At 72.9% G+C, this 25,179-nt stretch carries 24 protein-coding genes; 13 read left to right on the forward strand and 11 right to left on the reverse strand.

The features are described 5' to 3' along the window. Positions 1-34: 34 nt before the first annotated feature. Positions 35-691: a CBS domain-containing protein gene (locus IEY87_RS13930; protein ID WP_189139044.1), complete on the reverse strand. Its 657-nt coding sequence runs from the start codon at positions 689-691 to the stop codon at positions 35-37. Positions 692-780: 89 nt separating this feature from the next. Next, positions 781-1,629 carry a universal stress protein gene (locus IEY87_RS13935; protein ID WP_189139045.1) on the reverse strand — a complete coding sequence of 283 codons (849 nt, stop codon included), beginning with the start codon at positions 1,627-1,629 and terminating at the stop codon, positions 781-783. 124 nt (positions 1,630-1,753) lie between these two features. On the opposite strand from IEY87_RS13935, the gene IEY87_RS13940 reads away from it, so the two are divergent. Together IEY87_RS13940 and IEY87_RS13945 are read left to right on the forward strand one after the other, a co-directional pair. Next, positions 1,754-2,503, forward strand: coding sequence for an HAD family hydrolase (locus IEY87_RS13940; protein WP_189139046.1), 750 nt, complete (start codon positions 1,754-1,756; stop codon positions 2,501-2,503). Then, positions 2,500-5,421 carry a pyridoxamine 5'-phosphate oxidase family protein gene (locus tag IEY87_RS13945; protein WP_189139047.1) on the forward strand — a complete coding sequence of 974 codons (2,922 nt, stop codon included), beginning with the start codon at positions 2,500-2,502 and terminating at the stop codon, positions 5,419-5,421. Before IEY87_RS13940 ends, IEY87_RS13945 begins: the two co-directional genes overlap by 4 nt. Positions 5,422-5,554: 133 nt before the next feature. Here IEY87_RS13945 and IEY87_RS13950 read toward each other — a convergent pair whose 3' ends face one another. The 4 genes from IEY87_RS13950 to IEY87_RS13965 all read right to left on the reverse strand — a co-directional run bounded on the left by IEY87_RS13950 (position 5,555) and on the right by IEY87_RS13965 (position 8,504). After that, positions 5,555-6,418, reverse strand: a complete 864-nt coding sequence (locus IEY87_RS13950; RefSeq protein ID WP_189139048.1) for a universal stress protein — start codon at positions 6,416-6,418, stop codon at positions 5,555-5,557. A 45-nt stretch (positions 6,419-6,463) separates the two neighbouring features. After that, the gene (locus tag IEY87_RS13955) at positions 6,464-6,805 is read right to left on the reverse strand and encodes a cation-transporting P-type ATPase (protein ID WP_189139049.1); all 342 of its coding nucleotides are present in this window, start codon (positions 6,803-6,805) and stop codon (positions 6,464-6,466) included. Between the two features lie 194 nt (positions 6,806-6,999). Then, on the reverse strand, positions 7,000-7,482 hold the full coding sequence (locus IEY87_RS13960) for a universal stress protein (protein WP_189139050.1): 483 nt from the start codon (positions 7,480-7,482) through the stop codon (positions 7,000-7,002). 164 nt (positions 7,483-7,646) lie between these two features. Further along, on the reverse strand, positions 7,647-8,504 hold the full coding sequence (locus tag IEY87_RS13965) for a universal stress protein (protein WP_189139051.1): 858 nt from the start codon (positions 8,502-8,504) through the stop codon (positions 7,647-7,649). A 168-nt stretch (positions 8,505-8,672) separates the two neighbouring features. On the opposite strand from IEY87_RS13965, the gene IEY87_RS13970 reads away from it, so the two are divergent. The 8 genes from IEY87_RS13970 (at position 8,673) to IEY87_RS14005 (ending at position 18,342) form a co-directional block, all read left to right on the forward strand. Beyond that, positions 8,673-10,097 (forward strand): pyridoxal phosphate-dependent decarboxylase family protein, encoded by a 1,425-nt coding sequence (locus IEY87_RS13970; protein WP_225277346.1) that lies wholly within the window; start codon positions 8,673-8,675, stop codon positions 10,095-10,097. Continuing rightward, positions 10,094-10,657, forward strand: coding sequence for a helix-turn-helix domain-containing protein (locus tag IEY87_RS13975; RefSeq protein WP_189139052.1), 564 nt, complete (start codon positions 10,094-10,096; stop codon positions 10,655-10,657). The genes IEY87_RS13970 and IEY87_RS13975 overlap by 4 nt, the downstream gene beginning before the upstream one ends. Before the next feature lie 20 nt (positions 10,658-10,677). Then, positions 10,678-11,196: a GNAT family N-acetyltransferase gene (locus IEY87_RS13980; protein ID WP_189139053.1), complete on the forward strand. Its 519-nt coding sequence runs from the start codon at positions 10,678-10,680 to the stop codon at positions 11,194-11,196. Positions 11,197-11,372: 176 nt separating this feature from the next. After that, a complete protein-coding gene (locus IEY87_RS13985; protein ID WP_189139054.1) occupies positions 11,373-13,499 on the forward strand; it encodes a prolyl oligopeptidase family serine peptidase in 2,127 nt (708 codons plus the stop codon). Between the two features lie 50 nt (positions 13,500-13,549). Further along, positions 13,550-14,833, forward strand: coding sequence for a hypothetical protein (locus IEY87_RS13990; RefSeq protein WP_189139055.1), 1,284 nt, complete (start codon positions 13,550-13,552; stop codon positions 14,831-14,833). A gap of 43 nt (positions 14,834-14,876) precedes the next feature. Next, positions 14,877-16,037: an epoxide hydrolase family protein gene (locus tag IEY87_RS13995; protein ID WP_189139056.1), complete on the forward strand. Its 1,161-nt coding sequence runs from the start codon at positions 14,877-14,879 to the stop codon at positions 16,035-16,037. An 81-nt stretch (positions 16,038-16,118) separates the two neighbouring features. Continuing rightward, on the forward strand, positions 16,119-16,655 hold the full coding sequence (locus IEY87_RS14000) for an NUDIX hydrolase family protein (RefSeq protein WP_189139057.1): 537 nt from the start codon (positions 16,119-16,121) through the stop codon (positions 16,653-16,655). A 205-nt stretch (positions 16,656-16,860) separates the two neighbouring features. Beyond that, a complete protein-coding gene (locus tag IEY87_RS14005) occupies positions 16,861-18,342 on the forward strand; it encodes a SulP family inorganic anion transporter (RefSeq protein ID WP_189139408.1) in 1,482 nt (493 codons plus the stop codon). Between the two features lie 10 nt (positions 18,343-18,352). On the opposite strand, the gene IEY87_RS14010 is transcribed toward IEY87_RS14005, so the two are convergent. Beyond that, complete coding sequence (locus IEY87_RS14010) at positions 18,353-18,703, reverse strand: ArsR/SmtB family transcription factor (RefSeq protein ID WP_225277345.1); 351 nt, start codon at positions 18,701-18,703, stop codon at positions 18,353-18,355. A 75-nt stretch (positions 18,704-18,778) separates the two neighbouring features. On the opposite strand from IEY87_RS14010, the gene IEY87_RS14015 reads away from it, so the two are divergent. Further along, positions 18,779-19,855 carry an NADH:flavin oxidoreductase/NADH oxidase gene (locus tag IEY87_RS14015; RefSeq protein ID WP_189139058.1) on the forward strand — a complete coding sequence of 359 codons (1,077 nt, stop codon included), beginning with the start codon at positions 18,779-18,781 and terminating at the stop codon, positions 19,853-19,855. A 60-nt stretch (positions 19,856-19,915) separates the two neighbouring features. Here the strand turns inward: IEY87_RS14015 and IEY87_RS14020 are convergent, their stop codons facing one another. Continuing rightward, on the reverse strand, positions 19,916-21,433 hold the full coding sequence (locus IEY87_RS14020) for an SDR family oxidoreductase (protein ID WP_189139059.1): 1,518 nt from the start codon (positions 21,431-21,433) through the stop codon (positions 19,916-19,918). Positions 21,434-21,597: 164 nt separating this feature from the next. Here IEY87_RS14020 and IEY87_RS14025 point away from each other — a divergent pair, with 164 nt between their 5' ends. Then, entirely contained in the window at positions 21,598-22,158 is a 561-nt protein-coding gene (locus IEY87_RS14025; protein WP_189139060.1) for a fasciclin domain-containing protein, read from the forward strand. 47 nt (positions 22,159-22,205) lie between these two features. Here IEY87_RS14025 and IEY87_RS14030 read toward each other — a convergent pair whose 3' ends face one another. Beyond that, a complete protein-coding gene (locus tag IEY87_RS14030) occupies positions 22,206-23,015 on the reverse strand; it encodes a pentapeptide repeat-containing protein (protein WP_189139061.1) in 810 nt (269 codons plus the stop codon). Between the two features lie 119 nt (positions 23,016-23,134). Beyond that, the gene (locus IEY87_RS14035) at positions 23,135-24,022 is read right to left on the reverse strand and encodes an NAD(P)H-binding protein (protein WP_189139062.1); all 888 of its coding nucleotides are present in this window, start codon (positions 24,020-24,022) and stop codon (positions 23,135-23,137) included. A 95-nt stretch (positions 24,023-24,117) separates the two neighbouring features. Here IEY87_RS14035 and IEY87_RS14040 point away from each other — a divergent pair, with 95 nt between their 5' ends. Further along, entirely contained in the window at positions 24,118-24,531 is a 414-nt protein-coding gene (locus tag IEY87_RS14040; protein WP_189139063.1) for a winged helix-turn-helix transcriptional regulator, read from the forward strand. 67 nt (positions 24,532-24,598) lie between these two features. On the opposite strand, the gene IEY87_RS14045 is transcribed toward IEY87_RS14040, so the two are convergent. Continuing rightward, positions 24,599-25,120, reverse strand: a complete 522-nt coding sequence (locus IEY87_RS14045) for a GbsR/MarR family transcriptional regulator (RefSeq protein ID WP_189139064.1) — start codon at positions 25,118-25,120, stop codon at positions 24,599-24,601. Between the last annotated feature and the right edge of the window lie 59 nt (positions 25,121-25,179).

The following is a 25,179-nucleotide window of genomic DNA, read 5'->3' on the forward strand; positions in this document are numbered from 1 at the left end:
GGGCATCGGCTCGGCGGTGGTTCGGGTGGAGCTCTCACATCAGGGGCGGGACGATCATCAGGTCCTGCTGGTCGTAGGTGATCCCGGAGACGACGTCCACCACGCCCTCCACGCCGCGGATCGTCTCCACCAGGGCGATGGCCCGCGAGTTCCAGGTGACGTGCCCGCCGATGGTGACCACGCCCCCGTCGATCTCGACGGTGAACGCGCCGAGGTCCGGGAGCAGCCCGCGGATCTCCGCCTCCAGCTCGGCGGCCGGCCGGGTGAAGACCCGCAGCACGTCGCGCTGGTGCACGGTGCCGACGATGCGCCCGGTCGCCGGGTCGATGACGGGCAGCTGCTTGATGTGCTTGTCGTGCATCAGGCGCGCGGCCTCCCGGACCGGCGTCCCGGGGGTCACCGTGATTGCCGGTGTGGTCATGAGTTGCACCGCGGTGACCCCCGCGGCCTTCTCGCGCTCCTGCCGCGACCTGCGCGACTCGAAGATCGAGACGCTGTGCCGTACCTGATCCGTCTCCTTGAGCAGCAGATCGTCCTCGGAGACGACGCCGACCGGCCAGCGGTCGGCGTCGATCACGGTGACCGAGCCGACGGCGTAACGCTTCATCGCGCCGATGATGTCGCCGAAGGACGCCTCCTTCAGCACGGCTATGGCCACGCGCCCCATCACGTCCTTGACCTGGATCGCCATGATCTCCACCTCTCTCTCGTCTCCCAGCCTGCGCCGCGGTGGTCGGCGGTGGCAGCGGCTAAGGTCCCGCCCGGTCCGGTCTTTGGTCCTCACGCCCGGGGACGGACGACCGCCACCGGGCACCTGGCGTGGTGCAGCACGGCGCGGCTGACCGAGCCGAGCAGCACCGAGGCCACGGCGCCATGCCCGTGCGATCCCACGACCAGCAGGTCCGCGCCCGCTGACGCCTCGGCGAGCGCCTCGGCCGGCGACGCGGGCCGTACGTCCTGGACGACCTTCACCTCCGGGTACGTGGCCTGGAACGCCGCCACCCGCTCGGCCACCGCCTGGTTCCGTGCCGTGCCGACCTCGTCCGGGTCGTAGGTGACCTCGGGCACGAAGGCGTGCACCGGCGCCTGCCAGGCGTGCAGGGCGCGCAGCGTGGCGCCGCGCACCTGGGCCTGCTCGAAGGCGTAGGCCAGCGCGGGCTCGCACTCGGGCGTGTCGTCGACGCCGACGACGACCTCCCCGCGCGGGGGCCGCCGCTCACCGTGCACGACCACCACGGGGCAGCGGACATGCCCGGCCACGTGCGTGCTGACCGAGCCGAGCAGCGCCCCGGCGAGCCCGCCGCGACCACGGCTGCCGATGACGAGCTCAGTGGCCCGCTCTCCCTCCTGGCGCAGCACGCTCACCGCCGAGCCCTCGACGAGATCCGCGGTCACCTCGACGTCGGGCCGGCGCTCCCGCACCAGAGCCACCGCCTCGGCCAGGGCCTGCCGGCCCACCCGCCGCGGCCCGTCCTGCGACGCCTCCGCCGGGTTCTTCGAGATCTGGAACGGGCCCCGGTCCACGGCGTACACGATCCGCAGCGGCAGGTGCAGCCTGAACGCGTCATTGGCGGCCCACTCCACCGCCGCCCGCGAGGCCAGGGAGCCGTCGACACCCACGATGATCATGATGTCCTCCTTCTGTCGACTTCCATCGCATCGCGGCCCGCCGCCGTCGGGCAGGGCCAGAGGTCCCGTCGAGCCTGGTCCAACGGCCATGGATGGCGCCGGATCGCACGGGTAGCGTCCTTGCATGGCCGCCATCGATCTGTCCAGCCAGCGCGCCGTGGTGTTCGACACCGACGGCGTGGTCACCGACACGGCGCGGGTGCACGCGGCCGCCTGGAAGCACGTGTTCGACAGCTTCCTGCGCGGCCGTTCCGCGCCGTTCGACATCCGGGCCGACTACCTGCGCTACGTGGACGGGCGGCCACGCCTGGACGGCGTGCGCACGTTCCTGGCCTCCCGGGGCATCTCCCTGCCGGAGGGCGGGCCGGACGACGAGCCGGACGCGCCGACCGTGCACGGCCTCGGCATGGCCAAGGACGCGCTGTTCGTCCAGCAGATCGCCGAGCACGGGGTGGCCGCCTTCCCCTCGACGGTCGCGCTGCTGCACGAACTGCGCCGCCGGGGCTGCCGCACCGCCGTGGTGTCGGCGAGCCGCCACTGCCACGCCGTCATCTCCTCCTCGGGGCTGATCCACCTGTTCGACGCGCTGGTCGACGGGAACGACGCGGCCCGGCTCGGCCTGCCGGGCAAGCCCGACCCGGCGCTGTTCGCGGAGGCCGCGCGCCGGCTGGGGCTGCCCGCCGACGAGGTGACGATCGTGGAGGACGCGCTGCCCGGCGTGGAGGCCGGCCGCCGGGGCGGATTCGGGTTCGTCGTGGGCGTGGACCGGTCCAGGACGCAGGCGGCGGCGATGCGCGCCGCCGGGGCCGACGCCGTCGTCAGCGACCTGGCAGAGCTGTCCGTCACCGGCCGGGTGCCCGTGGGACCGCGATGAACGCCTGGACGCTGTCCTACGACGGCTTCGATCCCGGCGCCGAGCGGCTGCGGGAGGCGCTGTGCACGCTCGGCAACGGCCGGTTCGCCACCCGGGGGGCCACCCCTGACGGGCTGACCCGCACCCCCGGCACCTACGCCGCCGGTTGCTACGACCGGCTGACCTCGCCGATCGCCGGCCGTACGGTGATCAACGAGGACCTCGTCAACCTGCCCGACTGGCTGCCGCTGACCTTCGCCACACCCGGCTGCGACTTCTTCCGTCCTGAGCGGCCCGGCCTGCTGGACTACCACCAGGAGCTCGACCTGTGCCACGGGGTGCTGCTGCGCACGCTGCGCCGGCGGGACGAGGCGGGCCGCGTCACCCGGGTCCGCCAGCGGCGGCTGGTGTCCATGGCCGACTCCCTGCTGGCGGCGCTGGAGACCACCTTCACCGCCGAGAACTGGTCGGGCCCGCTGCGGGTGCGCGCCGCCCTGCACGGCGACGTCGCCAACCGGGGCGTGGCCCGCTACCGCGACCTGCGCGGCGACCACCTGACCGGGCACGCCACCGGCTCCCGCGACGACCTCACCTGGCTCACCGCCGTGACCCGCTCCTCGCGGATCACCGTCGCGCTGGCGGCCCGCCTGGACGCGCCGGCGCGGCCGGAGGTGACCGCCGAACGGACCGCCGTCACCTCCGACCTGGTGCTCGATCTCGTCCAGGAGGAGCCCGCGACGGTGACGAAGGTGGTGGCGCTGGTCACCTCGCGCGACCACGCCATCCACGACCCGCGCTCCGCCGCCCTGCGTCAGGCGCGGCGGGCGCCCCGCTTCGAGGAACTGCTGGCCAGGCACGCCGCCGCGTGGGACGGACTGTGGCGGCGGGCCCGGATGGACTTCACCGACCCGGAGCTCGCCCGGATCGTCCACCTGCACATCTTCCACCTGCTGCAGACGCTGTCGCCGCACACCGCCGACCTCGACGTCGGGGTGCCCGCCCGGGGACTGCACGGCGAGGCGTACCGGGGGCACGTGTTCTGGGACGAGCTGTTCGTGCTGCCGTGGCTGAACCTGCGCTTCCCCGAGGTCTCCCTCGGCCCGCTGCGCTATCGGTGGCGGCGGCTGCCGGAGGCCAGGGCGGCCGCGCGCGCCGAGGGGTTCGACGGCGCGATGTTCCCCTGGCAGAGCGGCAGCGACGGCCGCGAGGAGACGCAGACCCTGCACCTCAACCCGGCTTCGGGCCGCTGGCTGCCGGACACCTCCCACCTGCAGCGGCACGTCGGCCTGGCCATCGCCTACAACGTGTGGCAGCACCGCCTGGCCACCGGCTCCTCCCCGCCGTGGTGCGTGGAGCTGCTGATCGACATCGCGCGGTTCTTCGCCTCGCTCGCCGTCCTCGACGAGCCTTCTGGACGGTACGAGATCCGCGGCGTCATGGGCCCCGACGAGTATCACACCGGCCGTCCCGGCGCCCCCTCCCCCGGCCTGGACAACAACGCCTACACCAACGTCATGACCGTGTGGCTGCTGATGCGCGCCCTGGAGCTTCGCCACCTGCCGATCGGCGTGTCCGAGCGGGAGGCCGAGCGCTGGGACGACATCACCCGGCGGATGCGGGTCGACTTCCACGACGGCGTGATCAGCCAGTTCAGCGGCTACGCGGACCTGGCCGAGCTGGACTGGGCGCGGTACGAGGGGGTGCGCAGGCTGGACAGGGCTCTGGAGGCCGAGGGCGACGACGTCAACCGCTACAAGGCCGCCAAGCAGGCCGACACGCTGATGCTGTGCTACCTGCTGACCAGCGGGGAGCTGCGCGCGATCCTCGAGCGGCTCGGCTGTCCGGCCGGGCCGGACCTGATCCCGCGCACGATCCGCTACTACCTGGACCGGACCAGCCACGGCTCCACGCTCAGCGCCGTCGTGCACGCCCAGGTGCTGGCCGAGGCCGAGCACGAGGAGTCCGGCAAGCTGCTCGGCGAGGCGCTGATGAGCGACATCAGGGACGTGCAGGGCGGCACGACGGAGGAGGGCATCCACCTCGGCGCCATGGCCGGCACGCTCGACCTGCTCCAACGCCGATACCTGGGGCTGGAGGCGCGTGGTGACGGCCTCTGGGCGGAGCCGATGCTGCCGGACCGCTGCGGGGGCGTGGCGCTGAACCTTCAGGTGCGCGGGGTACCGTACAAGATCGACGCGCGCGACGGCGAGATGCGCGTGAACGGCGAGACACTGATCCGTGGCGCAAGCCGCATCGTCACCTTTGAACGAGGGGGAATGAACATGACCGGCACCGGCGATCTCGGACGCCGCATCGCGCATCACCGCGAGCGCCTCGGACTCACCCGCGAGCAGGTCGCCGAGCGGGCGGCCGTCACACCCGGGTACGTCGAATACCTGGAGGAGAGCACCGGCAGCCCGAGCACCGACGCCATCGCCCGCCTGGCCGGCGCGCTGGAGACCACCGTCGACGAGCTGCTCGGCGGCGCCGCGGACCGTCCTCCGGGGCGCGGCCCCGCAGCGGCGGCGCCGGTGCTGGAGGAGCTCGACGAGAAGGAGTGCCTGCGGCTGATCGCGCCGGGCGGCATCGGGCGGGTGGCATTCAACGGCTCGCACGGCCCCACGGTGCTGCCCGTCAACTACCAGGTGCACGAGGGCGCCATCCTGTTCCGCACGGCCGCGGGCGGCCCGATGGACCAGGACCTGCGCACCGGCATGCAAGGGGTGGAGATCAAGGTCGGCTTCGAGGTGGACCAGATCGACGAGGCGCACCGTGAGGGCTGGAGCGTCCTGGTCCAGGGGCCGGCGCACCACGTGTCGGAGGAGGAGACGGCCGCGCTGATCGGCGCGGACGTGAGCCCGTGGGCGGGCGGCGACCGCCGGCTCTATGTCCGCATCATCCCGTCGCAGATCACCGGCCGCCGCATCCACGGCCTGTGACCCGTACGACCTGAAGCCGCCGACCGGCAACGGGCGGCGGCTTCGCGCCGACCTTGGGCGCGGCGGCTTCGGCCGACCTTGGGCGCGGCGGCTTCGGCGCTGGTCTCGGTGGCTGCGTGGGGCCGGGCGGCGGTCAGGCGGGGTGGGGTGGTGAGGGCGGGTCGCCGCGCAGGGGGACGACGGCGACCGGGCAGTGCGCGCGGTGCAGGACCGCGTGGCTCACCGAGCCGAGCACGGCCGCGGCGAGCCCGCCGAGGCCGCGCGAGCCGAGCACGAGCAGGTCGGCGTCGCGGGAGGCGTCCGCCAGCGCCGGCGCGGGATGCCCGCGCACGACGGACCCGGCCACCTCGACCTCCGGGTACCGCTCCCGCCAGGGCAGCAGCCGCTCCTCCAGGTCGAGGTCCTCGGGCGGCAGCGGCCCGTAGCCGGCCGGATGGGGCGCGGTCCTCGGGTACGGCCTGCCGTAGACGGCGTGCAGCCGCGCGCCCCGCGCGCCCGCCTGCTCCAGCGCGTACGCGACGGCCGCGTCGGTGTCGCTGGAGCCGTCGAAGCCGACGACGACCTCGCCGTGGTTCACGTGCACCGGGCCGCGGACGATGACGAGCGGGCAGCGCGTGTGCCCGGCCAGGCCGAGCCCGGCGGAGCCCAGCACCAGCCCGGTGAACCCGCCCAGCCCTCTGCTGCCGATCACCACCGTGTCGGCGGTCTCGGACTCGGTCCGCAGCCGCTCGACCACCGCGCCGGTGACCATGGCGGTGGTCGTCCCCAGGCCGGGTGCGCGGGCGCGGGCCTGGTCCGCCGCGGCTTCGAGCAGCCGCTGGCACTGCTCGGTGTGGGATTCGTGCACGCCGCTGTGCGGGTGCTCGGCGACCCACGGCTGACGCACGACCACCACGCGCAGGGCGAGCCGGCGCCTGGCGGCGTCGTCCACGGCCCAGTCGAGCGCCCCGGCCGCGGCCTTCGAACCGTCCACTCCCACGACCACGAACCTGCTCATCAAAGTCACCCCTAACACCCGACGACGTCCCCGCTCAACGGCGATCTATGCCGCGATGAACGGCGCGTACGAGATCGCACAGGAACGGCGTGAGCGCAGTGAGCGTACGGCCTGCTCGGCCTTGACCTCCTGGCTCACGCCGATGACCACGTTGACGACCAGGATGGCCAGGATGGCCGCGCCCTCCGGCACCTCCCGCAGCACCACCAGCGTGACCAGCCCGGCGATCAGCAGCAGGATCGACAGCGGGTCGGCGAGCTGGCGGGCGACCCGGATCGGCACGGACGGCGGTCTCGGCTCCGGCAGCTCGTTGGGGCCGTGCTCGGCCGGCAGTCGCGCGGCTTCGGTGTCACTGATCCCGGCCGACACATGCGTCGTTACGTCCATGCCTCCACTTGATCGCCGGGGTGCCGCGCGGAGCGGGAGGCGCAGGACCCGGGTGGATGGGATCTTCGGCCTTTCGCGGTGGCTGCGGCAGTACCTCAGCTCCTTCGTGCCCCGAGGACCCTCACCGCTACCGGGCTCGTCGCTGACGAGGAGGGTCCGGTCAGCGGGCCAGGCGCTTGTCGCGGAGAGTCCGGTCAGCGGGACCGGGCTGAGCCGACCGGCATGCGCTGACGGGCTGCGGGTGTCAGGGCGTCCACCACGACGACCGGGCAGGGCTGCCGGCGCAGGCAGGACAGCAACACCGCCCCCAGCCTGCCGTCCCCGGCCCGCTGCGCTGCCGAGCCGAGTACGAGCAGGTCGGCGCCGTGTGCCGCGTGGGGCAGCGCCGTCTCCGGCCTGCCGCGCACCAGCCGGGACTCCACCTGAAGGTCCGGCCCCGCCTCCCGCGCCAGCCCGGTCACCCGTTCCAGGACGGCCGTCGCGGACGACAGCTCGGAGGCCAGGTCATCGCGCGGCGAGTAGCGGGCGTACGGGGCCCTGGTCTCGGTACGGGTGCCCCACGCGTGCACGATGAGCAGCCGGCCCTGGTCGCGAACGGCCTCGTCCACGGCCCACAACAGCGCGGCGTCGGAGTCGGGGGTGCCGTCGGCGCCGACGACGATCTGGCGAAGTTCCATGCCCTCATCCTCCGGCGGCGAGGCCGGAGGATGCCAGGGCCGTTCCGCCCCAAGGTCTGGGACCTTCGTCAGCATTCCGGGCGCGAACGTCCGCGCCCGCCCAGCGCGTGGGCGGCTCGTCGGTGCTGTCGGCAGGGTGAGCCGGGTGATGGCGGACGTGTGATCTAGGGGGTTGCGGGCCCCTGATCGTCGCTGCGGCGGGGCCGTACCACCGCGACCGGGCAGGTCACGTGGTGCAGCACGCCGTGCCCGACGGAGCCGAGCACCGCCGAGGCGAAGCCGCCGAGCCCGCGCGAGCCCACCACGACCAGGTCGGCGGTCTCCGACGCCTTGATCAGCGCGGAGACCGGGTGGTCGCAGACCTGCTCGTCGGTGATCAGCAGGTCGGAGTGCTGCTCCCGCCACGAGATCACCCGCTGGCGTGCCGCGTCGATCTCCTCCTGCATGATCCGCTCCACCAGCCCGTCGTACGCCGCCGCGTACGGCGAGAAGGCCGGCATCTGCCAGCCGTGAACGACGTGCAGTTCGGTGTGGCGGGCGCGGGCCTGCTCGAGGGCGTAGCGCATGGCCGCGGCGGCGTGCTCGGAGCCGTCGTCGCCAACCACGATCCGGCCGTGTTCCGTCACGGAGGGGGCGCGCACGACGACGACCGGCCCGCGGGCGTGCCCGGCCACGGCCATGCCGACCGAGCCGACCACCATCCCGGCGAAGCCGCCGAGCCCTCTGCTGCCCAGCACCAGGCTGTCCGCCGTCTCCGACTCGGTGATCAGGGCCGTGGCCACGGTCCCCGGCAGGAGTGCGGTGGTCACCTCCACGCCGCCGCCCAGCCCGCGGGCCCGGTCGGCCGCCGCCTCAAGGGTGCCGACGCAGTATTCGTAACCGTCGCTTCCGGGCGGCCACTGCTCACAGACGTGCACGATCCTCAGGTCGCGCCCTCTGCGGCGGGCGTCGGCCACGGCCCACTCCACCGCCGCCGTCGCCGGCGCCGACCCGTCCACACCCACCACGATCTGTCCGGCCATGTCCCCATCTCCTTCGCTTCCCTCCAGCTTCACCGCTGCCGGTGGGTCACGCCCGGGGCCGAAGTCCCCGCCGCGGATGCCATTGGTCCCAACATCGGGTTCCGCGACCGGTCGCACCTGGCGTCGCCCTCGATTTCCTGCCAATGCCGTACCTCCTAGTGTGTCCGGATGACGAGCCATCAGGAGCGACTCGCTCTTCCCCTTGACCTCGACCAGGACATGGTCGCCGAGCTGGGCCGATACGCGGTGGACTTTCTGGCCGAGCGGATCGGCGAGCTGGAGTCGGCCCCGGCCAGCGACTACCGGCAGGCCGGGCACCTGGCGGAGCTGCTGCTGGGGCGGCCGCCGGGTGCGGAGCCGGGGGACTTCCACGAGCTGCTGGAGACCTTCCGCCAGGCGGCCGGCCAGGGGGTGAACACGGCGGGTCCGGGCTACCTCGCCTACTTCCCGGCGGGCGGCCTGGTCTCCTCGGTGCTGGCCGAGATGCTGGCCCAGGCGGCCAACCGGTTCACCGGGGTCGCGCAGACGGCCCCCGCGCTGGTCGCCATGGAGCAGAGCGTGCTGACCTGGCTGTGCGACATGTTCGGCCTGCCGGCCGGTGCGGGCGGGGTGGTCACGACGGGCGCCTCGCTGGCGACGCTGTCGGCGGTGGTCGCGGCCCGGCACGACCGGCTGGGCGACGACGCCCGCGACGGCACCCTGTACGTGACCGAGCACACCCATCTCAGTGTCGCCAAGGCCGCCAGGATCGCGGGCCTGCCGGCCGACCGGGTGCGCCTCGTACCGGCCACCGCCGAGCTCAGGATGGACGTCGGCGCCGCCGCCGAGCTGATCGCGGCCGACCGGGCGGCCGGGCTGCGGCCCTTCCTGCTGGCGGGCACCGCCGGGACCACCAGCACGGGCACCGTCGATCCCCTGCCCGAGCTCGCCCGGCTGGCGCGCGCCGAGGGGCTCTGGTTCCACGTCGACGCCGCTTACGGGGGCGGCTTCCGGCTCACCGGGCGCGGCCGGGCCAGGCTCGCCGGCATCGAGGAGGCCGACTCGGTCGCGTTCGACCCGCACAAAAGCCTCTTCATGCCGTACGGGACCGGTGTGTTGCTGGTGCGCGACCCTGCCGTACTGCACGCCGCGCATGCCGCTGACGGGCAGTATCTGCAGGACCTCGACCGGCTGGGCGACCTGCCGGACTTCGGGAATCTGGGCGTGGAGCTGACCAGGGAGTTCCGCGGTCTGCGGCTGTGGCTGCCGCTGCACCTGCACGGCGTGCGCGCTTTCGCCGAGGCGCTGGAGGAGAAGCTGGACCTCGCCGCGTTCGTGCACCGCGAACTGAGCCAGGATGCGCGCGTCGAGCTGCCGTGGGAGCCGGATCTGTCCGTCGTGGTGTTCCGGCTGCGCGGTGCGGACGAGGCCAACCGCGACCTGCTGGCCAGGATCAACGCCACCCAGCGGATCTACCTGTCCAGCACCGCCATCGACGGCCGGTTCTATCTGCGCCTGTGCGTGCTGAGCGTCCGTACCCGGGCCGAGCATGTCTATCAGGCGCTGCGCACCATTCAGGATTGTCTCAACAATGAGATATCGTCTCAGATGTGAGACAGGATTCTCTGGACGAACGGCTCGCCCACCGGCTGGCGGCGCTCCGGACGGAGCACGGCTGGTCGCTGGACGAGCTGGCCGTCAGGTCCGGCGTCAGCCGCTCGACGCTGTCGCGGCTGGAGCGCGCGGAGATCAGCCCGACGGCCGCCCTGCTGGGCAGGCTGTGCGCGGTCTACGAGCGGACGATGTCGCGGCTGCTGGCCGAGGTCGAGTCCGAGCCACCGGGGGTGGTGCGCGCCGCCGAGCAGGCGGTGTGGCGCGACCGGGCGTCGGGGTTCACCCGCAGGTCCGTCTCCCCGCCCCATGCGGGGCTGCGTGGCGAGGTCGTCGAGGGACTTCTGCTGCCGGACGCGGACATCTCCTACGACGCGCCGCCGGTGGCCGGGCTGGAGCAGCACCTCTGGGTGCTGGACGGGGCCGTCGAGATCACCATCGACGGGCAGGCGCACCGGCTGGAGACCGGCGACTGCCTGCGCTTCCGCCTCTGGGGCGGCTCACGCTTCCGCTGCCTCGGCACCACTCCGGCACGTTACGCGCTGCTGGTCGTCCTGCCCTGACCCGAGAATCGGAGACCCCCGTGCACACCATCGAACGCCTGCCCGCCGAAGACTTCCCCGGCTGCGTCAAGGGCCTCGCCGAGGTTCTGACCGATGCCGTCGACGACGGCGCCTCGGTGGGTTTCCTGACGCCGTTCGACCGGGAGGCCGCGGCCGTCTGGTGGCGGGAGCGGGCGCCGGCGGTGGCCGACGGCAGCCTTATCGTCTGGGTCTGCCGCGACGCCGGCGGGATCGTCGCCACCGTCAGCCTGGCTCTGCCGGGCAAGCCCAACTCCCGGCACCGCGCCGAGGTCTCCAAGCTGCTGGTGCACCGCGACGCCCGCGGCAGGGGACTGGCCCGTGCCCTGCTGGCCACCGTCGAGGCGGCGGCCGTCGAAGCCGGCGTCTCCCTGCTGGTCCTGGACACGAGGACCGGCAGTGCGGCCGAGCGGCTCTACCTCACCGGCGGCTGGACCCTCTTCGGTGTCGTCCCCGGCTACGCCGCCGACCCCGACGGCTCGCTGCAGGACTGCAGCTTCTTCTACAAGCCGATTGCCTGAGGTACGACGCGGCCCGTCCGTACCGGATGTCCCGGTGTGCGCACGTCCGGTGTTGTTCCTGTCGGTGCTAGAATGAACCCGCTGGTGCCGAGTTGCCCGGCCCGCCTCCGCGAGATCCGCGTCGAGGCACAAAACTCCCCCATGAGCTCACCGGTACGACGGGCAGGCTTCCCGTTATGGATACCAACCGACTCCCCCACCAGCTCGCCCGCACCCGGCGCTTCACCCTCGGCGTCCCCCGCGCCTTCACCCTCTCCCCCGACGGGAACCGAATCCTGTTCCTGCGCAGCCGCAGCGGCGAAGACCGGACGAGCTGCCTGTGGCTGCTCGACGGTGACCAGGAGCGACTGCTCGCCACCCCGGAGACGCTCGCCGTCGCGGGGCCCGTGCCCGAGGCCGAGCTGATCCGGCGCGAACGGGCCCGGGAGACCGCGGCCGGCGTGGTCGCGTACTCGGCCGACGCCGCCCTGCGCATCGCTGTCTTCGCCGTCGACGGCGCGCTCTGGGCGGTGGACCTCGACCCGGCCGGACCCCGGCCTGCCGGCGGCGTGCTCCGGGCAGACCTCGATGGCGCCGCCGGACCGCGCCCTGTCGCCACCGCCGGACCGGTGACCGATCCCCGGCTGGACCCCACCGGCAGCCGGGTCGCCTACGTCACCGGTGGCGCCCTGCACGTCGCCGACCTGGCCGGCGGTGGAGACCGGCCGCTCGCCGTACCCGAGGGGGAGGACATCACCTGGGGCCTGGCCGAGCACGTCGCGGCGGAGTCCATGCACCGCACGCGCGGCCACTGGTGGTCGCCGGACGGGACCCGGCTGCTCGTCGCGCGGGTGGACACCTCGGCGGTGCGGCGCTGGTGGGTCGCCGACCCGGCCGACCCCGCACGGCCACCCCGCGAGATCGCCTACCCCGCCGCCGGGACCGCCAACGCCGAGGTGACCCTGCACCTGCTCGACCTGGCGGGCCGGGCCGTCGAGGTCGACTGGGACAGGACCGCCCACGAGTACGTGACCGCGGCCGGCTGGGACGCGCACGGCCCGCTGATCAGCGTGCAGAGCCGCGACCAGCGCTCACTCCGCGTCCTGTCCGCCGACCCGGACACCGGCCGCACCACGCTCCTGCACGAGCAGCGCGACGCCGCCTGGGTGCAGCTGATCCCCGGCACCCCCGCCAGGACCGCCTCCGGCGCGCTGGTCCACACGGCCGACTCCGCCACCACCCGGCGACTTCTGGTGGACGGCCGGCCGGTCACCCCGGAGGGCCTGCAGGTCCGCGAGGTGCTGGACGTGACGGGCGAGAGCGTGCTCTTCACCGCCGGCGACGAACCCACCGAGACCCACCTGTGGGCGTACGAGGACGGCCTGGTCCGCCTCAGCGACGGGCCGGGCGTCCACACCGGCGCTCGCGGCGGCGGCGCGCTGCTGATCTCCGCGCACACCGAGCGGGGGCGCGCCTTCCGGGTGACCCGGCAGGGCCGGACCGTCGCCACCGTCGCCTCCCTCGATGCCGAGCCGTCCATCACCCCGCGCGTCACCTGGCTGCGGGTGGGTGCCCGGGAGATCCGTACGGCGCTCCTGCTGCCCTCCTGGCACCGGCCGGGCGGCGACCCGCTCCCGGTGCTCATGGCGCCGTACGGCGGGCCCGCGGTGCAATTGGCGGTCCGGGCCAGGACCTGGTTCCTGTGCGAGGCGCAGTGGTTCGCCGAGGCCGGGTACGCCGTCGTGGTCGCCGACGGGCGCGGCACTCCCGGCCGTGGGCCCGCGTGGGAGAAGACCGTGCACCGCGACACCCTCTCCGCCCCGCTGGAGGACCAGGTGGCCGCCCTGCACGCCGCCGCCGAGCACTGCCCCGACCTTGACCTGGGCCGGGTCGCGATCCGGGGCTGGAGCTACGGCGGCACCCTGGCCGCCGCCGCGGTGCTGCGCAGGCCGGAGGTGTTCCACGCCGCCGTCTCCGGCGCCGCCCCGAGTGATCAGCGCCTGTACGACACGCACTGGCGCGAACGGTTCCTCGGCCACCCCGACGAGCATCCCGACGCCTACGACCGCTCCTCGCCGATCGGTGACGCGGCCCTGCTGCGGCGGCCGTTGCTCCTGGTGCACGGGCTGGCCGATGACAACGTGGTGCCGGCGCACACGCTGCGCATGTCGGCGGCCCTGCTCGCGGCGGGCCGCCCGCACCAGGTGCTGCCGCTGTCCGGCGCCACCCACCTGCCGGCCTCCGAGGCGGCCGTCGAGGGGCTGCTGCGGTTCCAGCTGGAGTTCCTCCGAGACGCTCTGCAGCGGGTCGATCAGCCGGAATAGGCGGCCGCTGAGGCCGCTCGCTGCACGACGCCGGGCTATACGATCACCGGATGTCCGTGCCCCCGTCACGCGTACGCCGCACCCTCCGCTGGTCGCGCCGGCTGGCCGCCGTCGCGATCAGCCTCTGCGCACTGGCGGGCGCGGGGCGGCTCCTCGTGCCCGCCACCGCGGGCCCCACCGGCGAGCCCCCCGGAGTCGAGCGGCAGCTCACGTTCCTGCGCGCGGCGCTCGGCGCCGGAGCCGGCGACGACGCGCAGCGGCTCTTCCCCGAGGGCTACTTCTTCCTGCACGCCCTGTACGGCCTGACCTGGGCCGAGCTCGGCATGCGGCGGCCGGCCGGCGAGCGGCCGGTGGCGTTACGCGAGGCCCGCTGGGCGCTGGCGCGACTGGAATCACCCGCCGGCCGCGCCCCGTTCAGCCCGGACCTCACCCCTGCCTACGGCGTCTTCCACCGGGGCTGGAGCAACCTGCTACGCGGCCAGGTGCTGAGCCTCCAGCCCGCCGGGCGGCGCGACCCGGCCGAGACGCGCCGGTTCGCCGACGACTCCGCCGCCCTCGGCGCCGCGTTCGACGCCGCCGCCTCGCCCTACCTGGCCGCCTACCCGGGCCAGGCGTGGCCGGTCGACTCCACCGTGGCCATCGCGTCCCTGCGACTGCACGACACGCTGCTGCCCGCCCGGTTCGCCAGGACCACCGAGCGGTGGCTCCAGGAGGTACGGCGGCGGCTCGATCCGCGCACCGGCCTGCTCCCGCACCAGGCCGATCCTGACACCGGCGACCCGATCGAGGTGGCCAGGGGCAGCTCGCAGAGCCTCATCCAGCGTTTCCTCGTCGACATCGACCCGGCCTTCGCCGGCGAGCAGTACGTACGCTTCCGCGACCGCTTCCTCGCCACGCCCCTGGGCCTCGGACCGGCCGTACGCGAGTATCCCCACGGCATGGACGGGCCCGGCGACGTCGACTCCGGCCCGCTCCCCCTCGGGATCAGTCTCTCGGCGACCGCCGTCACCCTGGGCGCCGCCCAGGTCCACGGCGACGCGCCGCTCGCCGGCGCGCTGGCCGGCTACGGCGAGTTCGCCGGGCTGCCGTTCGGCACCCCGTGGGCCAAGCGGTACGCCTTCGGCCTGCTCCCCATCGGGGACGCTTTCCTGGCCTGGTCCAAGACCGCGCGCCCGTGGGTGGCGGCCCTGCCCGCGCCGCCCCCGGCCGTCGTCTCACCGTGGTGGCGCGTCCCGTTGTTGTCGATCCTGTCGCTGCTGGGTGTCCTGCCCTGGCTGCCCGCGCTCGTACGACGTCGGCGCCTTTACAAAGTAGATCACTCTGTCATCACCTGAATTGCGGAACGAATCTTTCCGCGATGCTTCCTAGGGTTTACCCATGACCGCGAGCAAAGAGATCCGCCCCTTCCACCTCGACATCCCCCAGGCTGACGTGGACGACCTGATCGACCGGCTGGACCGGACCCGCTGGCCCGACGAGGCGCCGGGAGCCGACGGGAGCCGCGGCGTGCCGCTGAGCCATGTCAGAGAGCTCGCCGACCACTGGCGGACGACCTTCGACTGGCGCGAGCAGGAGGCCGAGCTCAACTCCCACCCGCAGTTCACCACGGAGATCGACGGCCAGCGCATCCACTTCATCCATGTACGTTCTCCGGAACCTGACGCGCTCCCCTTGATCCTCACGCACGGCTGGCCCAGCTCACCGATCGAGTTCCTCAAGGTGATCGGCCCGCTGACGGATCCGCGGGCGCACGGCGGCGACCCCGCCGACGCCTTCCACCTGGTCATCCCGTCGCTGCCGGGCTACGGCCTGTCGCCGCTGAGCGACGCCTCCTGGGGCAGCCTGTTCCGCGTCGCGCAGGCCTGGGCGGAGCTGATGAGCCGGCTCGGCTACGACAGGTACGCGGCGCAGGGCACCGACGCCGGATCGGGGGTGTCGATGCTGCTCCCGATGGTCGCGCCGGAGCACGTCACCGGCGTGCACATCAACGGACCCGGGCCGTACCCCCTGGGCGGCTCTGTCGACCTGGACGGACTGTCGGGCGCCGACCTGGCCCGCGCCGAGCGGTTCAACGCCTTCCAGAGTGACGGGCTCGGCTATCTGCACCTGCAGTCGACCCGGCCGCAGACGCTCGCCTACGGCCTGACCGACTCCCCCGCCGGACAGCTCGCCTGGATCGCCGAGAAGTTCGCCGAGTGGACCGGCCCGGCGGACGAGCCCATCGACCGCGACCAGCTGCTGACCATCATCAGCCTCTACTGGTTCACCAGGTCGGGAGCATCCTCGGCCAACGCCATGTACGAAGGGATGCGCGGCTTCGCGCAGATGGCCGGGCAGGAGCAGGAGCAGGCGCACGCGGGCCCGCCGATGGGCGTCGCGGTGTTCGCCGCCGACTTCAGCATCCGCGCGCTGATCGACCCGGCGAACGCCATCGCGCACTGGTCGGAGTTCGACCAGGGCGGCCACTTCCCCGCCATGGAGGTGCCCGGCCTGCTCACCGGCGACATCCGGGCGTTCTTCCGCGAACACCGCTCGTGAACAGCGCCGTTCGCGGGCCTCTCCGGGATCGGCCGCCTCCCCGATCGCCGTTCACAGCCCGGCGGCAAGTACGATCAGCGGGTGACCGAAATAACCGAGACCATGACCGGTTGGCTCGCCCCTGAGGAGCTGGAGTCGGTGCGGGGCAGGATGCCGATCCTCTACGTGGACGCCGTGCCCGTACGGGTCGACGACGCGGGCGTGGTGACCCGCGTCGGCCTCCTGCTACGCATCGCGCAGGACGGCGGCGTGAGCCGTGCCCTGGTCTCCGGGCGGGTGCTCTATCACGAGCGGATCCGCGACGCCCTCCTGCGCCACCTGGAGAAGGACCTCGGCCCGGTGGCGCTGCCCAGCCTGCCCGCCTCCCCGGTGCCGTTCACCGTGGCCGAGTATTTCCCGACCCCCGGCGTCACCCCCTTCCACGACCCGCGCCAGCACGCCGTCTCGCTGGCCTACATCGTGCCGGTGCGCGGCGACTGCCGTCCCCGCCAGGACGCGCTCGACCTGGAGTGGTTCACCCCTGACGAGGCCGCCTCGCCGATGGTGCAGCAGGAGATGACCAGCGGCCAGGGCGTGCTGCTCAAGCAGGCTCTCGCCTTCGTCGGCCGCCTGCCCTAGAGCGCCGGCTCCCCTTTCAGCACGTCACCCGGGGGACATCATCGCGCTCATGCGGCCTGGGATGCGATCGCCCGGCGTCCGATAGTCCCCTCGTTCGATACGGCGGCGTCATCGCCGTGCCACAGGGCGGCCATCCGCGTGCGAGAGCCTGGCCGCCGACACCTCGTTCTCCCGTTCGGATGGTCCCTTGTCTGCTCGTCCCGTCGTGGCCACGCGCCGCCTGTCGTTCCCCGATCTTCGCCACCTGACCCCCAGGGTGCTGCGCACCGAGCTGCTGTCCGGGCTGGTGGTGGCGCTGGCCCTCATTCCCGAGGCGATCTCGTTCTCGATCATCGCGGGTGTGGACCCGAGCATCGGCCTGTTCGCGTCGTTCACGATGGCCGTGGTGATCTCCGTCGTCGGCGGGCGCTCGGCCATGATCTCGGCCGCGACGGGCGCGATCGCGCTGGTGGTGGCGCCGCTGGCCCGCGAGTACGGGCTCGGTCACCTGGTCGCCGTGGTGATCCTGGGCGGGGTCTTCCAAGTGGTGCTGGGGGCGCTCGGGGTGGCGAAGCTGATGCGGTTCGTGCCGCGCGGCGTGATGGTCGGGTTCGTCAACGCCCTGGCCATTCTGATCTTCATGGCGCAGGTGCCGGAGCTCACCGGCGTGCCCTGGGTGGTCTATCCGCTGGTGATCGGCGGGCTGGCGCTGATGGTGTTCTTCCCGCGTGTGTCCACGGTGGTGCCCGCGCCGCTGGTGTCCATCGCCGTGCTGACCGCCATCACGCTCGGCGCCGGCCTGGCCGTGCCGACCGTCGGCGACAAGGGCGTGCTGCCGTCCTCGCTGCCCGTCCCGGGTCTGCCGGACGTGCCGTTCACGCTCGACACCCTCACCCTGCTGGCCCCGTACGCCATCGCGTTCGCGCTGGTCGGGCTGATGGAGTCGCTGATGACGGCCAAGCTCGTGGACGACATCACCGACACCCGCTCCAACAAGACCCGCGAGTCCATCGGCCAGGGCATCGCCAACATCGTCACCGGCTGCTTCGGCGGCATGGGTGGCTGCGCCATGATCGGCCAGACGATGATCAACGTGAAGAACGGCGCCCGCACCCGCGTCTCCACCTTCGCCGCCGGCGTCTTCCTCATGGTGCTGTGCATCGTCTTCGGCCCGTGGGTGTCACAGATCCCGATGGCCGCACTGGTCGCCGTCATGGTGCTGGTGTCGGTCGGCACCTTCGACTGGCACTCCATCGCACCCGCCACCCTCAAGCGGATGCCCTGGGGCGAGACGATCGTCATGGGCATCACCGTCGCCGTCGTGGTCGCCACCCACAACCTGGCCGTCGGCGTGATCGTCGGCAGCCTGGTCGCCCTGGTCATCTTCGCCCGCCGGGTCGCCCACCTGGCCACCGTCACCGCCTGCCTCGACCCCGACGGCGAGCAGGTGGTCTACGCGGTCACCGGCGAGCTGTTCTTCGCCTCCAGCAATGACCTGGTCTACCGGTTCGACTACGCCGGGGACCCGGACGACGTCGTCATCGACCTCACCGGCGCGCACATCTGGGACGCCTCCTCCGTGGCCGCCCTGGACGCGGTGGAGACCAAGTACGCCGCCCGGGGCAAGAAGGTCACCGTCGTGGGGCTCAACAAGCCCAGCGCCGACCTGCACAGCACCCTCGCCGGGCAGCTCACCGGCGGCCACTGAGCGAGACGGATCACTCCCCTCGCCGCTGGGACGGCGAGGGCGCGGGCGGCCGCTGCCGGGCGGTGGCGGCGATGACGCTGTCGAGCAGGCCGGGGAAGATCGCGTTCAGGACCTCGTGGCGCAGGGAGTTGAGCTTCGCGGTGCCCCGATAGACCTGGTTGATGACCCCGGCCTCGCGCAGGACCCGGTAGTGGTGGGTGCCCGTGGACTTGCTGACCGCCAGGTCGATCTCCGAGCAGGACACCTCCCGGCCGGCCTCGGCGAGGAAACGCACCACCTCCAGTCGCATGGGATCGGCGAAAGCATGGAGGACCGCCTCCAGCCGGATCTCCTCGGGCGTCGGATGCTCCAGGACTCTCACAGGGCAATAGTACGACAGGTCTCGTAGTTCGACACTTATCGTAGTACGGTAGCCGTCGTACAACTAGGAGGCCCCATGCTGTTCGACCCGATCACCCTGCGATCGCTGACCATCCCCAACCGTGTCTGGATGGCCCCGATGTGCCAGTATTCGGCCGCCATCGACGGCCCGATGGCCGGAGTGCCCGGCGACTGGCATTTCACCCACCTGGCGACCCGGGCGGTGGGCGGTGCCGGGCTGATCCTGGCCGAGGCCACCGCCGTCTCCCCGGAAGGCCGGATCAGCCCCGCCGATCTCGGGCTGTGGAACGAGCGCCAGCAGGAGGCGTTCTCCCGGATCACCCGTTTCCTCACCGAGCAGGGCACCGTGCCCGGTATCCAGCTCGCGCACGCGGGCCGCAAGGCCTCCACCGACCGGCCCTGGCTCGGCGGTGCCCCGGTGAGCCCCGCCGACGGCGGCTGGCGGCCGGTCGCCCCGAGCGCGATCCCCTTCGCGGACGACCACCCGGTGCCCGAGGAGTTGCCGGTCGAGCGGATCCGCCGCGTCGTGGCCGACTTCGCGGCCGCCGCCGAGCGCGCCCACCGGGCCGGCTTCCGGGTCGTGGAGATCCACGGCGCGCACGGCTATCTGATCGGCGAGTTCCTCTCTCCGCACAGCAACCGCCGCACCGACGCCTACGGCGGCTCCTTCGAGAACCGCATCCGCCTCGCGCTGGAGGTCGCCGACGCCGTACGCGCCGTCTGGCCCGAAGACCTGCCGGTGTTCTTCCGCATCTCGGCCACCGACTGGCTGCCCGACGGCCAGGGCTGGAACGGGGACGACACCGTACGCCTGGCCAAGGAACTGCTCGCCCACGGCGTCGACCTGCTCGACGTCTCCACCGGCGGCAACGCCAAGGGGGTGCGGATCCCCACCGGCCCCGGCTACCAGGTGCCGTTCGCGAGCCAGGTGCGGGCCGAGACGGACCTGCCGGTGGCCGCGGTCGGCGAGATCACCGACCCGCATCAGGCCGAGTCCATCCTCGTCTCCGGCCAGGCGGACGCCGTCCTGCTCGGCCGCGAGCTGCTCCGCGCCCCCTACTGGCCCCTCGACGCGGCCCGCGAGCTCGGGGTACGGACGCGCCGGCCCGACCAGTACCACGACGTCTTCTGAGCGTCGAGCGGCCGTGGCGGTCCGACAGCGTTGAGCGGCCGTGGCGGTCCGACGCCGTCCTCACCTGCGTTCTCTCGCGCCCCGGTCGTGCGGGCCGGGGTGCGAACGGGATCTCGCGGCGCGGCGGACGGCCGCCGCCGCGACGTTACGCGGCATCCGGCCGAAGACGATGCTGTGAAAGGGAGAGATCAGCCACCAGTAGAGGTGGCCGAGCAGCCCGTGCGGATGGAACACCGCCCGCTGTCGATAGACCGTCCGGCCGTCCTCCTGGCACTGGCTCAGCTCCAGCCAGGCCAGCCCGGGGAGCCTCATCTCGGCACGCAGCCGCAGCAGGTGGCCCCGTTCGATCTCCTCCACCCGCCAGAAGTCGATGGAGTCACCCACCCGCAGCCGCCGGGGGTCGCGACGGCCCCGGCGCAGGCCCACCCCGCCGGCCAGCCGGTCCAGCGCGCCACGGGCGCGCCAGGCGACGGGCAGGGAGTACCAGCCGTTCTCGCCGCCGATCCCCTCGATGACCTCCCACAGCGCCTCGGGGGGCGCGTCGACGGCTCTGGTGCGCCGGTCGATGTAGAGGCTGCCGCCGGCCCAGCCCGGGTCGGTGGGCAGGGGATCGCTGGGCGCGCCCGGCGTGGACGCCGACGACCACCGCGTCGCCACGTCGGCCTCCTTGATCTTCTGCAGGGCCAGCGTGACGGCCTCGCGGAAGCCGATCAGCCCGTCCGGCGGATCCGGCACGTACGCCGCGATGTCGTGCTCCCGGCAGACGGCCGGGTCGCGCAGGGACTCCACCAGGGGGCGGGCGATGTTGGCGGGCACCGGGGTGACCAGGCCGACCCAGTGGCTGGACAGTCCCGGGCTCAATATCGGCAGCGGGAGGATCAGGCGTCGCGGCAGGCCGGCGACGGCGGCGTAGTGGTGGATCATGTCCGCGTACGTGAGCACGTCGGGACCGCCGACGTCGAAGGCGCGGTCGACGGCGTCGGGGATGCCCGCCCAGGCGACGAGGTAGCGCAGCACGTCGCGGACGGCGATGGGCTGCGTACGGCTGCGCACCCAGCGCGGCGTGGTCATCACCGGCAGCCGTTCGGTGAGGTAGCGCAGCATCTCGAAGGAGGCCGACCCCGATCCGATGATCATCGCGGCGCGCAGGACCACGGCCGGCACCCCGGAGGCGAGGAAGATCTCGCCGACCTCGGTCCGTGAGCTCATGTGCGGCGACAGGTGGCCGTCCGAGCCCGGCGTGAGACCGCCGAGGTAGACGATCCGCCGCACGCCCGCCGCCTCGGCGACCCGCGCGAACCCGCGGGCGGCCATCCGGTCGGCCTCCTCGAAGCCCTTGCCGCCGCCCATGGTGTGGATCAGGTAGTAGGCGACCTCGACCCCGCGCAGCGCCTCCGCCGTGCGGCCGGGATCGCTCGCGTCGGCTTCGGCGACCTCGACCCGCCCGGCCCAGGGCAGGTCACGCAGCCGTGCCGGAGAGCGCACCATGCAGCGGACGTCATGTCCCGCCGCGAGCAGCTCCGGGACCAGCCGTCCGCCGATGTAGCCGGTCGCGCCCGTGACCAGGCATCGCGTCATCCGTCACACCTCCCGAAACCGTCTTTCTCATATCCGGAGCCGTTCAAGACCGACGACACGCGCTCTTTGTCCGCTTTTGGAATAGCCACAACCCCAGGCTTCTCGACGCCTCCGGACACTGGATTCAGGCACTACGCCGACGGCTCCAGCGAACCGAGGAGACCATGGTGAAACGATTCCTTCTGGCGACGGCTCTGACGCTGACCGCCACGATGAGCACCACCAGCGCTTCCGCATTCTCCCCCATGCCCGAGGCCTCACCCGAAGCCAGCCCGTTCGGTCCCGCGTGCTCCGCGATCGAGGGCTCCCTCCCCACCATCGCCGGCCAGCCGGTCGGGACCGCGATCTCCGACGTGAAGGAGCTCTCCACCCTGGCGGACGCGCTGGAGCAGGCGGGTCTGACCGACAAGCTGAACTCGGCCGAGGATCTCACCGTGTTCGCCCCGACGAACGAGGCGTTCGAGGCGATCCCGCAGGAGACCCGCGACAAGGTGATGGCCGACAAGGCGCAGCTCACCAAGATCCTCAGCAATCACGTGGTCGAGGGCCGGAACGAGCCGGCCGACCTCGAGGACGCCACCCTCACCACCCTCGGCGGCGGCGAAGTGACCGCCAAGGGCTCAGAGGACAATCTCATGGTCGACGACGCCAAGGTGGTCTGCGGCAACGTGCCGACGAAGAACGCCACCGTGTACGTCATCGACAAGGTCCTCATGCCGAAGTAGCGGCGCGTCGTCAGGCGTCCCACGCCGGGACGCCTGACCCGCCCCGGTCAGGACGTCCAGTGCCGCGGACGGGTGAGCGTGGGCGGGAGCCGGGTGGCGGTGTCGCCCTTGGCCGCGTTGAGCTGCGACTGGGTGAGGAAGATGCCGCCGGTGAGGTCGGCCCCGCTCAGGTCGGCGCCCCGCAGGTCAGCGCCGATGAGGTCGGCCCGCCGCAGGTCGGCGCCCTTGAGATCGGCGCCGATGAGGTAGGCGCCGCGCAGGTTGGCCCCGGCCAGGTCGGCGCCCTTGAGATCGGCCCCGATCAGGTCGGCCCCTCTGCGATCCTTCTTACGACGACCGGCGCCGGCCCTCACCAGCTCGCTGGTGCGCAGCAGCAGCACGTTGACCCGTTGCCGGTGGCCGGCGACATCCAGCTCCAGCAGGTCGGCCGGGCTCCGGCGGGTCAGGCTCTCGGTCTCGGCCAGCATCGGCCGCAGGTCGCCGTGGACCGCGCGGGCGGCCGGCAGGCTCAGCGCCTCGGTGAGGTAGGCGAGCAGCTCGTGCAGCTGCCGCATGACCGGGAACACCTCGAACATCTGCTGGGCGGTCTCCGGGTGCCGCCGCCAGTCGCGGCCTTCGTAGGTGACCTGGGAGACCTTCTGCCCCGCGCCGAAACAGTCGTAGACGGTGCAGCCGGAGAAGCCCTCCTGCCGCAGGCGCTGGTGGATGCCGCAGCGGAAGTCGGCCTGAAGGTTGCCGCACGGCTGCCCGGCGGGCTTGTCAACGGCGAAGTCCGCGGAGGCGGCGAAGGGCAGCGCGACGCAGCACAGCCCGAAACAGCTCGCGCAGTCCGCCCGCAGGGCGCGTTCGTCCGACATTCGCTCAGTCCTCCCAGAGATCACCGTCCATGGTAGGCGCAGCTCAGCTCAGCTCGTGTCGACGGTGACGGTTCCCGCCGGTACCGTGCCGGTCGGCTCGCACGGGCAGGACGGAGGCGTCAGCCTCCTTGGGCCGATACCAGGGCCGACCTGACCGACGCCATGACGAGGTCGCGCACCGGCCGCGGCGCGTCCAGGAACGCGGTCAGGTCGCCGCCGCGGCCTTCCAGCAGCCCCGCGCCGACGTTGGAGAACGTCGACATGGTGTGCCCCACCTGGTACGGCTCCAGCCCGGCCAGCGCCGCCCGCGTCTCACCCAGCGGCACCGGCCGGTACTCGACGGGCCGGCCGAGCGCCTCGGCCAGCGCCTCGGCGAGCTCCCGCCCGCCGACCGCCTCCACACCCTCCAGCTCGTACGTACGTCCCGCGTGCCGTCGCGGCGCCCCCGGAGCCAGGTCCGCCTGCGCCTCAGCCGCCACGCGCACGGCCACGGCGGCCAGGTCGTCGCGGGCGACGGCCGACAGCCGCCCGTCGCCGAGCGGCGCGGCGAACACCCCGCTCGCCGCCGCCACGGCGGCCCCGGCCATGGCCAGCCCGGCCGGGATCTCGGCGTACAGGCCGTTGCGCAGGACGGTGACGTCGAAGGGCGCCTCGGCCAGCCGCGCCTCGGTCCAGCGGTGCGCGAGCGCGATCGTGAGCCGCTCCCCCGAGCCGGCCAGGCTGGTGTAGATCACATGCCGGACGCCGGCGGCGGTGGCCGCCCGCACCACGGCGCCGTGGCGGGCCAGGACGACATCGTCCTCGGCATACCCCGCCGAGACGAACACCAGCACGTCCACGCCCGCGAAGGCCGGCTCCAGCGTTTCCGGCCGGTCGAAGTCGGCGAGCCGCGCCGCCCCGTCGTCCCCGGAGCTGCTGGCCCCGGCCGTCTCCAGCCCGCCCACGGCCTGCAGCCCGGCGAGGATCGCACCGCCAAGTCCCCCCGACACGCCGGTGACGAGAATCATGAGACCACTCCTATTGTTGATGCGCAGATGAAGCAAAGGGTGAAACAACGCCCAGCATGGGGGTGCCCGGGCACCCGCTGTAAGGAGGCACTCTCATGTCAGTCGCGCACACGGAGGTAACGCCCCAGGCCCCCGGGCCGTGCGGGGATGAGGACTGTGGCATCCGCGACGTGCTCGACCGTCTCGGCGACAAGTGGACGGTGCTGGTGATGGTGGAGCTGAGCAAAGGGGTGCGGCGGTTCAGGGAGCTGCACCGGGCGATCCCCGGCATCTCCCAGCGGATGCTGACGCTGACGACGCGGCGGCTGTGCCGGGACGGGCTGGTCGAACGGACGGCGTACCCGACGATCCCGCCGCAGGTCGAGTACCGGCTGACGCCGGTCGGCCGAAGCCTGGCCGAGACGATCGAGCGGCTGGCCGACTGGTCAAGGGAGCACAAGGACGCCATGGCAGCCGCCCGGGAGCGGTGGGACGCGGCCTACCCCGGCGAGGCGAGCGAGCCCCGCTGATCACAGGGGACGTGCGGTGACACGGGGGTGACCTGACCCGGCCGCCGCGCGACGACGCCCGGCGCGGCTACTCCCGCGCGGATCGCGCGTTCACCTCGTTCCACTTGTGCAGAAGCTGAGGCACCTCGCTCCGGAGGAACGCGAAGAAGCGCCGGGTCTCGTCCATCCGGGCGCCCGCGGGCGTGTCCGTGCCGAGCACCTCGACCCCGTCGCGCGCGCCCTCCTCGAAGCGGCGGAACACCTCGTCACTCGACGCCGCCGCTCTGTACCACGCCGCCTGGTCGACGCGGTAACGATCGCGACGCTCTCCGGGGTCCCGCTCACGGGTCACCATCCCGACCCGCATCAGGTACTTCACCGCGCCCGACACGGCCGACGGGCCGACCTGCAGCACGTCGGCGAGCTCGGCGGCGGTACGCCGGCCGTCGTCGGCGATGAGGAGCGCCGCGAGCACCCGGGCGGCCATCCGCGGATAGCCCGATTCGGACATGATCAGGGCGAAGCGTTCGAGGAACCGCAGCCCATCGGCCGTTGGCACGTCGCCGCTGCTCTCGATCACGTCACTCCCGTCGTCAGCTCTGCCGATCATGCTTCCCTCTGCGCGTCATCCCCGCCGGCCCAAGGCTACCGCTTTTCCAATCTTCACGA

The sequence above is a fragment of the Nonomuraea glycinis genome (assembly GCF_014646515.1).
GTDB classification, from domain to species: domain Bacteria; phylum Actinomycetota; class Actinomycetes; order Streptosporangiales; family Streptosporangiaceae; genus Nonomuraea; species Nonomuraea glycinis.

What these genes read in the sequence shown, in the direction of transcription:
- IEY87_RS13930 (WP_189139044.1), bottom strand. Translation starts at nt 691, where the DNA reads ATGGCGATCCAGGTCAAGGACGTGATGGGGCGCGTGGCCATAGCCGTG.
- IEY87_RS13935 (WP_189139045.1), bottom strand. Translation starts at nt 1,629, where the DNA reads ATGATCATCGTGGGTGTCGACGGCTCCCTGGCCTCGCGGGCGGCGGTG.
- IEY87_RS13940 (WP_189139046.1), top strand. Translation starts at nt 1,754, where the DNA reads ATGGCCGCCATCGATCTGTCCAGCCAGCGCGCCGTGGTGTTCGACACC.
- IEY87_RS13945 (WP_189139047.1), top strand. Translation starts at nt 2,500, where the DNA reads ATGAACGCCTGGACGCTGTCCTACGACGGCTTCGATCCCGGCGCCGAG.
- IEY87_RS13950 (WP_189139048.1), bottom strand. Translation starts at nt 6,418, where the DNA reads ATGAGCAGGTTCGTGGTCGTGGGAGTGGACGGTTCGAAGGCCGCGGCC.
- IEY87_RS13955 (WP_189139049.1), bottom strand. Translation starts at nt 6,805, where the DNA reads ATGGACGTAACGACGCATGTGTCGGCCGGGATCAGTGACACCGAAGCC.
- IEY87_RS13960 (WP_189139050.1), bottom strand. Translation starts at nt 7,482, where the DNA reads ATGGAACTTCGCCAGATCGTCGTCGGCGCCGACGGCACCCCCGACTCC.
- IEY87_RS13965 (WP_189139051.1), bottom strand. Translation starts at nt 8,504, where the DNA reads ATGGCCGGACAGATCGTGGTGGGTGTGGACGGGTCGGCGCCGGCGACG.
- IEY87_RS13970 (WP_225277346.1), top strand. Translation starts at nt 8,673, where the DNA reads ATGACGAGCCATCAGGAGCGACTCGCTCTTCCCCTTGACCTCGACCAG.
- IEY87_RS13985 (WP_189139054.1), top strand. Translation starts at nt 11,373, where the DNA reads ATGGATACCAACCGACTCCCCCACCAGCTCGCCCGCACCCGGCGCTTC.
- IEY87_RS13990 (WP_189139055.1), top strand. Translation starts at nt 13,550, where the DNA reads ATGTCCGTGCCCCCGTCACGCGTACGCCGCACCCTCCGCTGGTCGCGC.
- IEY87_RS13995 (WP_189139056.1), top strand. Translation starts at nt 14,877, where the DNA reads ATGACCGCGAGCAAAGAGATCCGCCCCTTCCACCTCGACATCCCCCAG.
- IEY87_RS14015 (WP_189139058.1), top strand. Translation starts at nt 18,779, where the DNA reads ATGCTGTTCGACCCGATCACCCTGCGATCGCTGACCATCCCCAACCGT.
- IEY87_RS14020 (WP_189139059.1), bottom strand. Translation starts at nt 21,433, where the DNA reads ATGACGCGATGCCTGGTCACGGGCGCGACCGGCTACATCGGCGGACGG.
- IEY87_RS14025 (WP_189139060.1), top strand. Translation starts at nt 21,598, where the DNA reads ATGGTGAAACGATTCCTTCTGGCGACGGCTCTGACGCTGACCGCCACG.
- IEY87_RS14030 (WP_189139061.1), bottom strand. Translation starts at nt 23,015, where the DNA reads ATGTCGGACGAACGCGCCCTGCGGGCGGACTGCGCGAGCTGTTTCGGG.
- IEY87_RS14035 (WP_189139062.1), bottom strand. Translation starts at nt 24,022, where the DNA reads ATGATTCTCGTCACCGGCGTGTCGGGGGGACTTGGCGGTGCGATCCTC.
- IEY87_RS14040 (WP_189139063.1), top strand. Translation starts at nt 24,118, where the DNA reads ATGTCAGTCGCGCACACGGAGGTAACGCCCCAGGCCCCCGGGCCGTGC.
- IEY87_RS14045 (WP_189139064.1), bottom strand. Translation starts at nt 25,120, where the DNA reads ATGATCGGCAGAGCTGACGACGGGAGTGACGTGATCGAGAGCAGCGGC.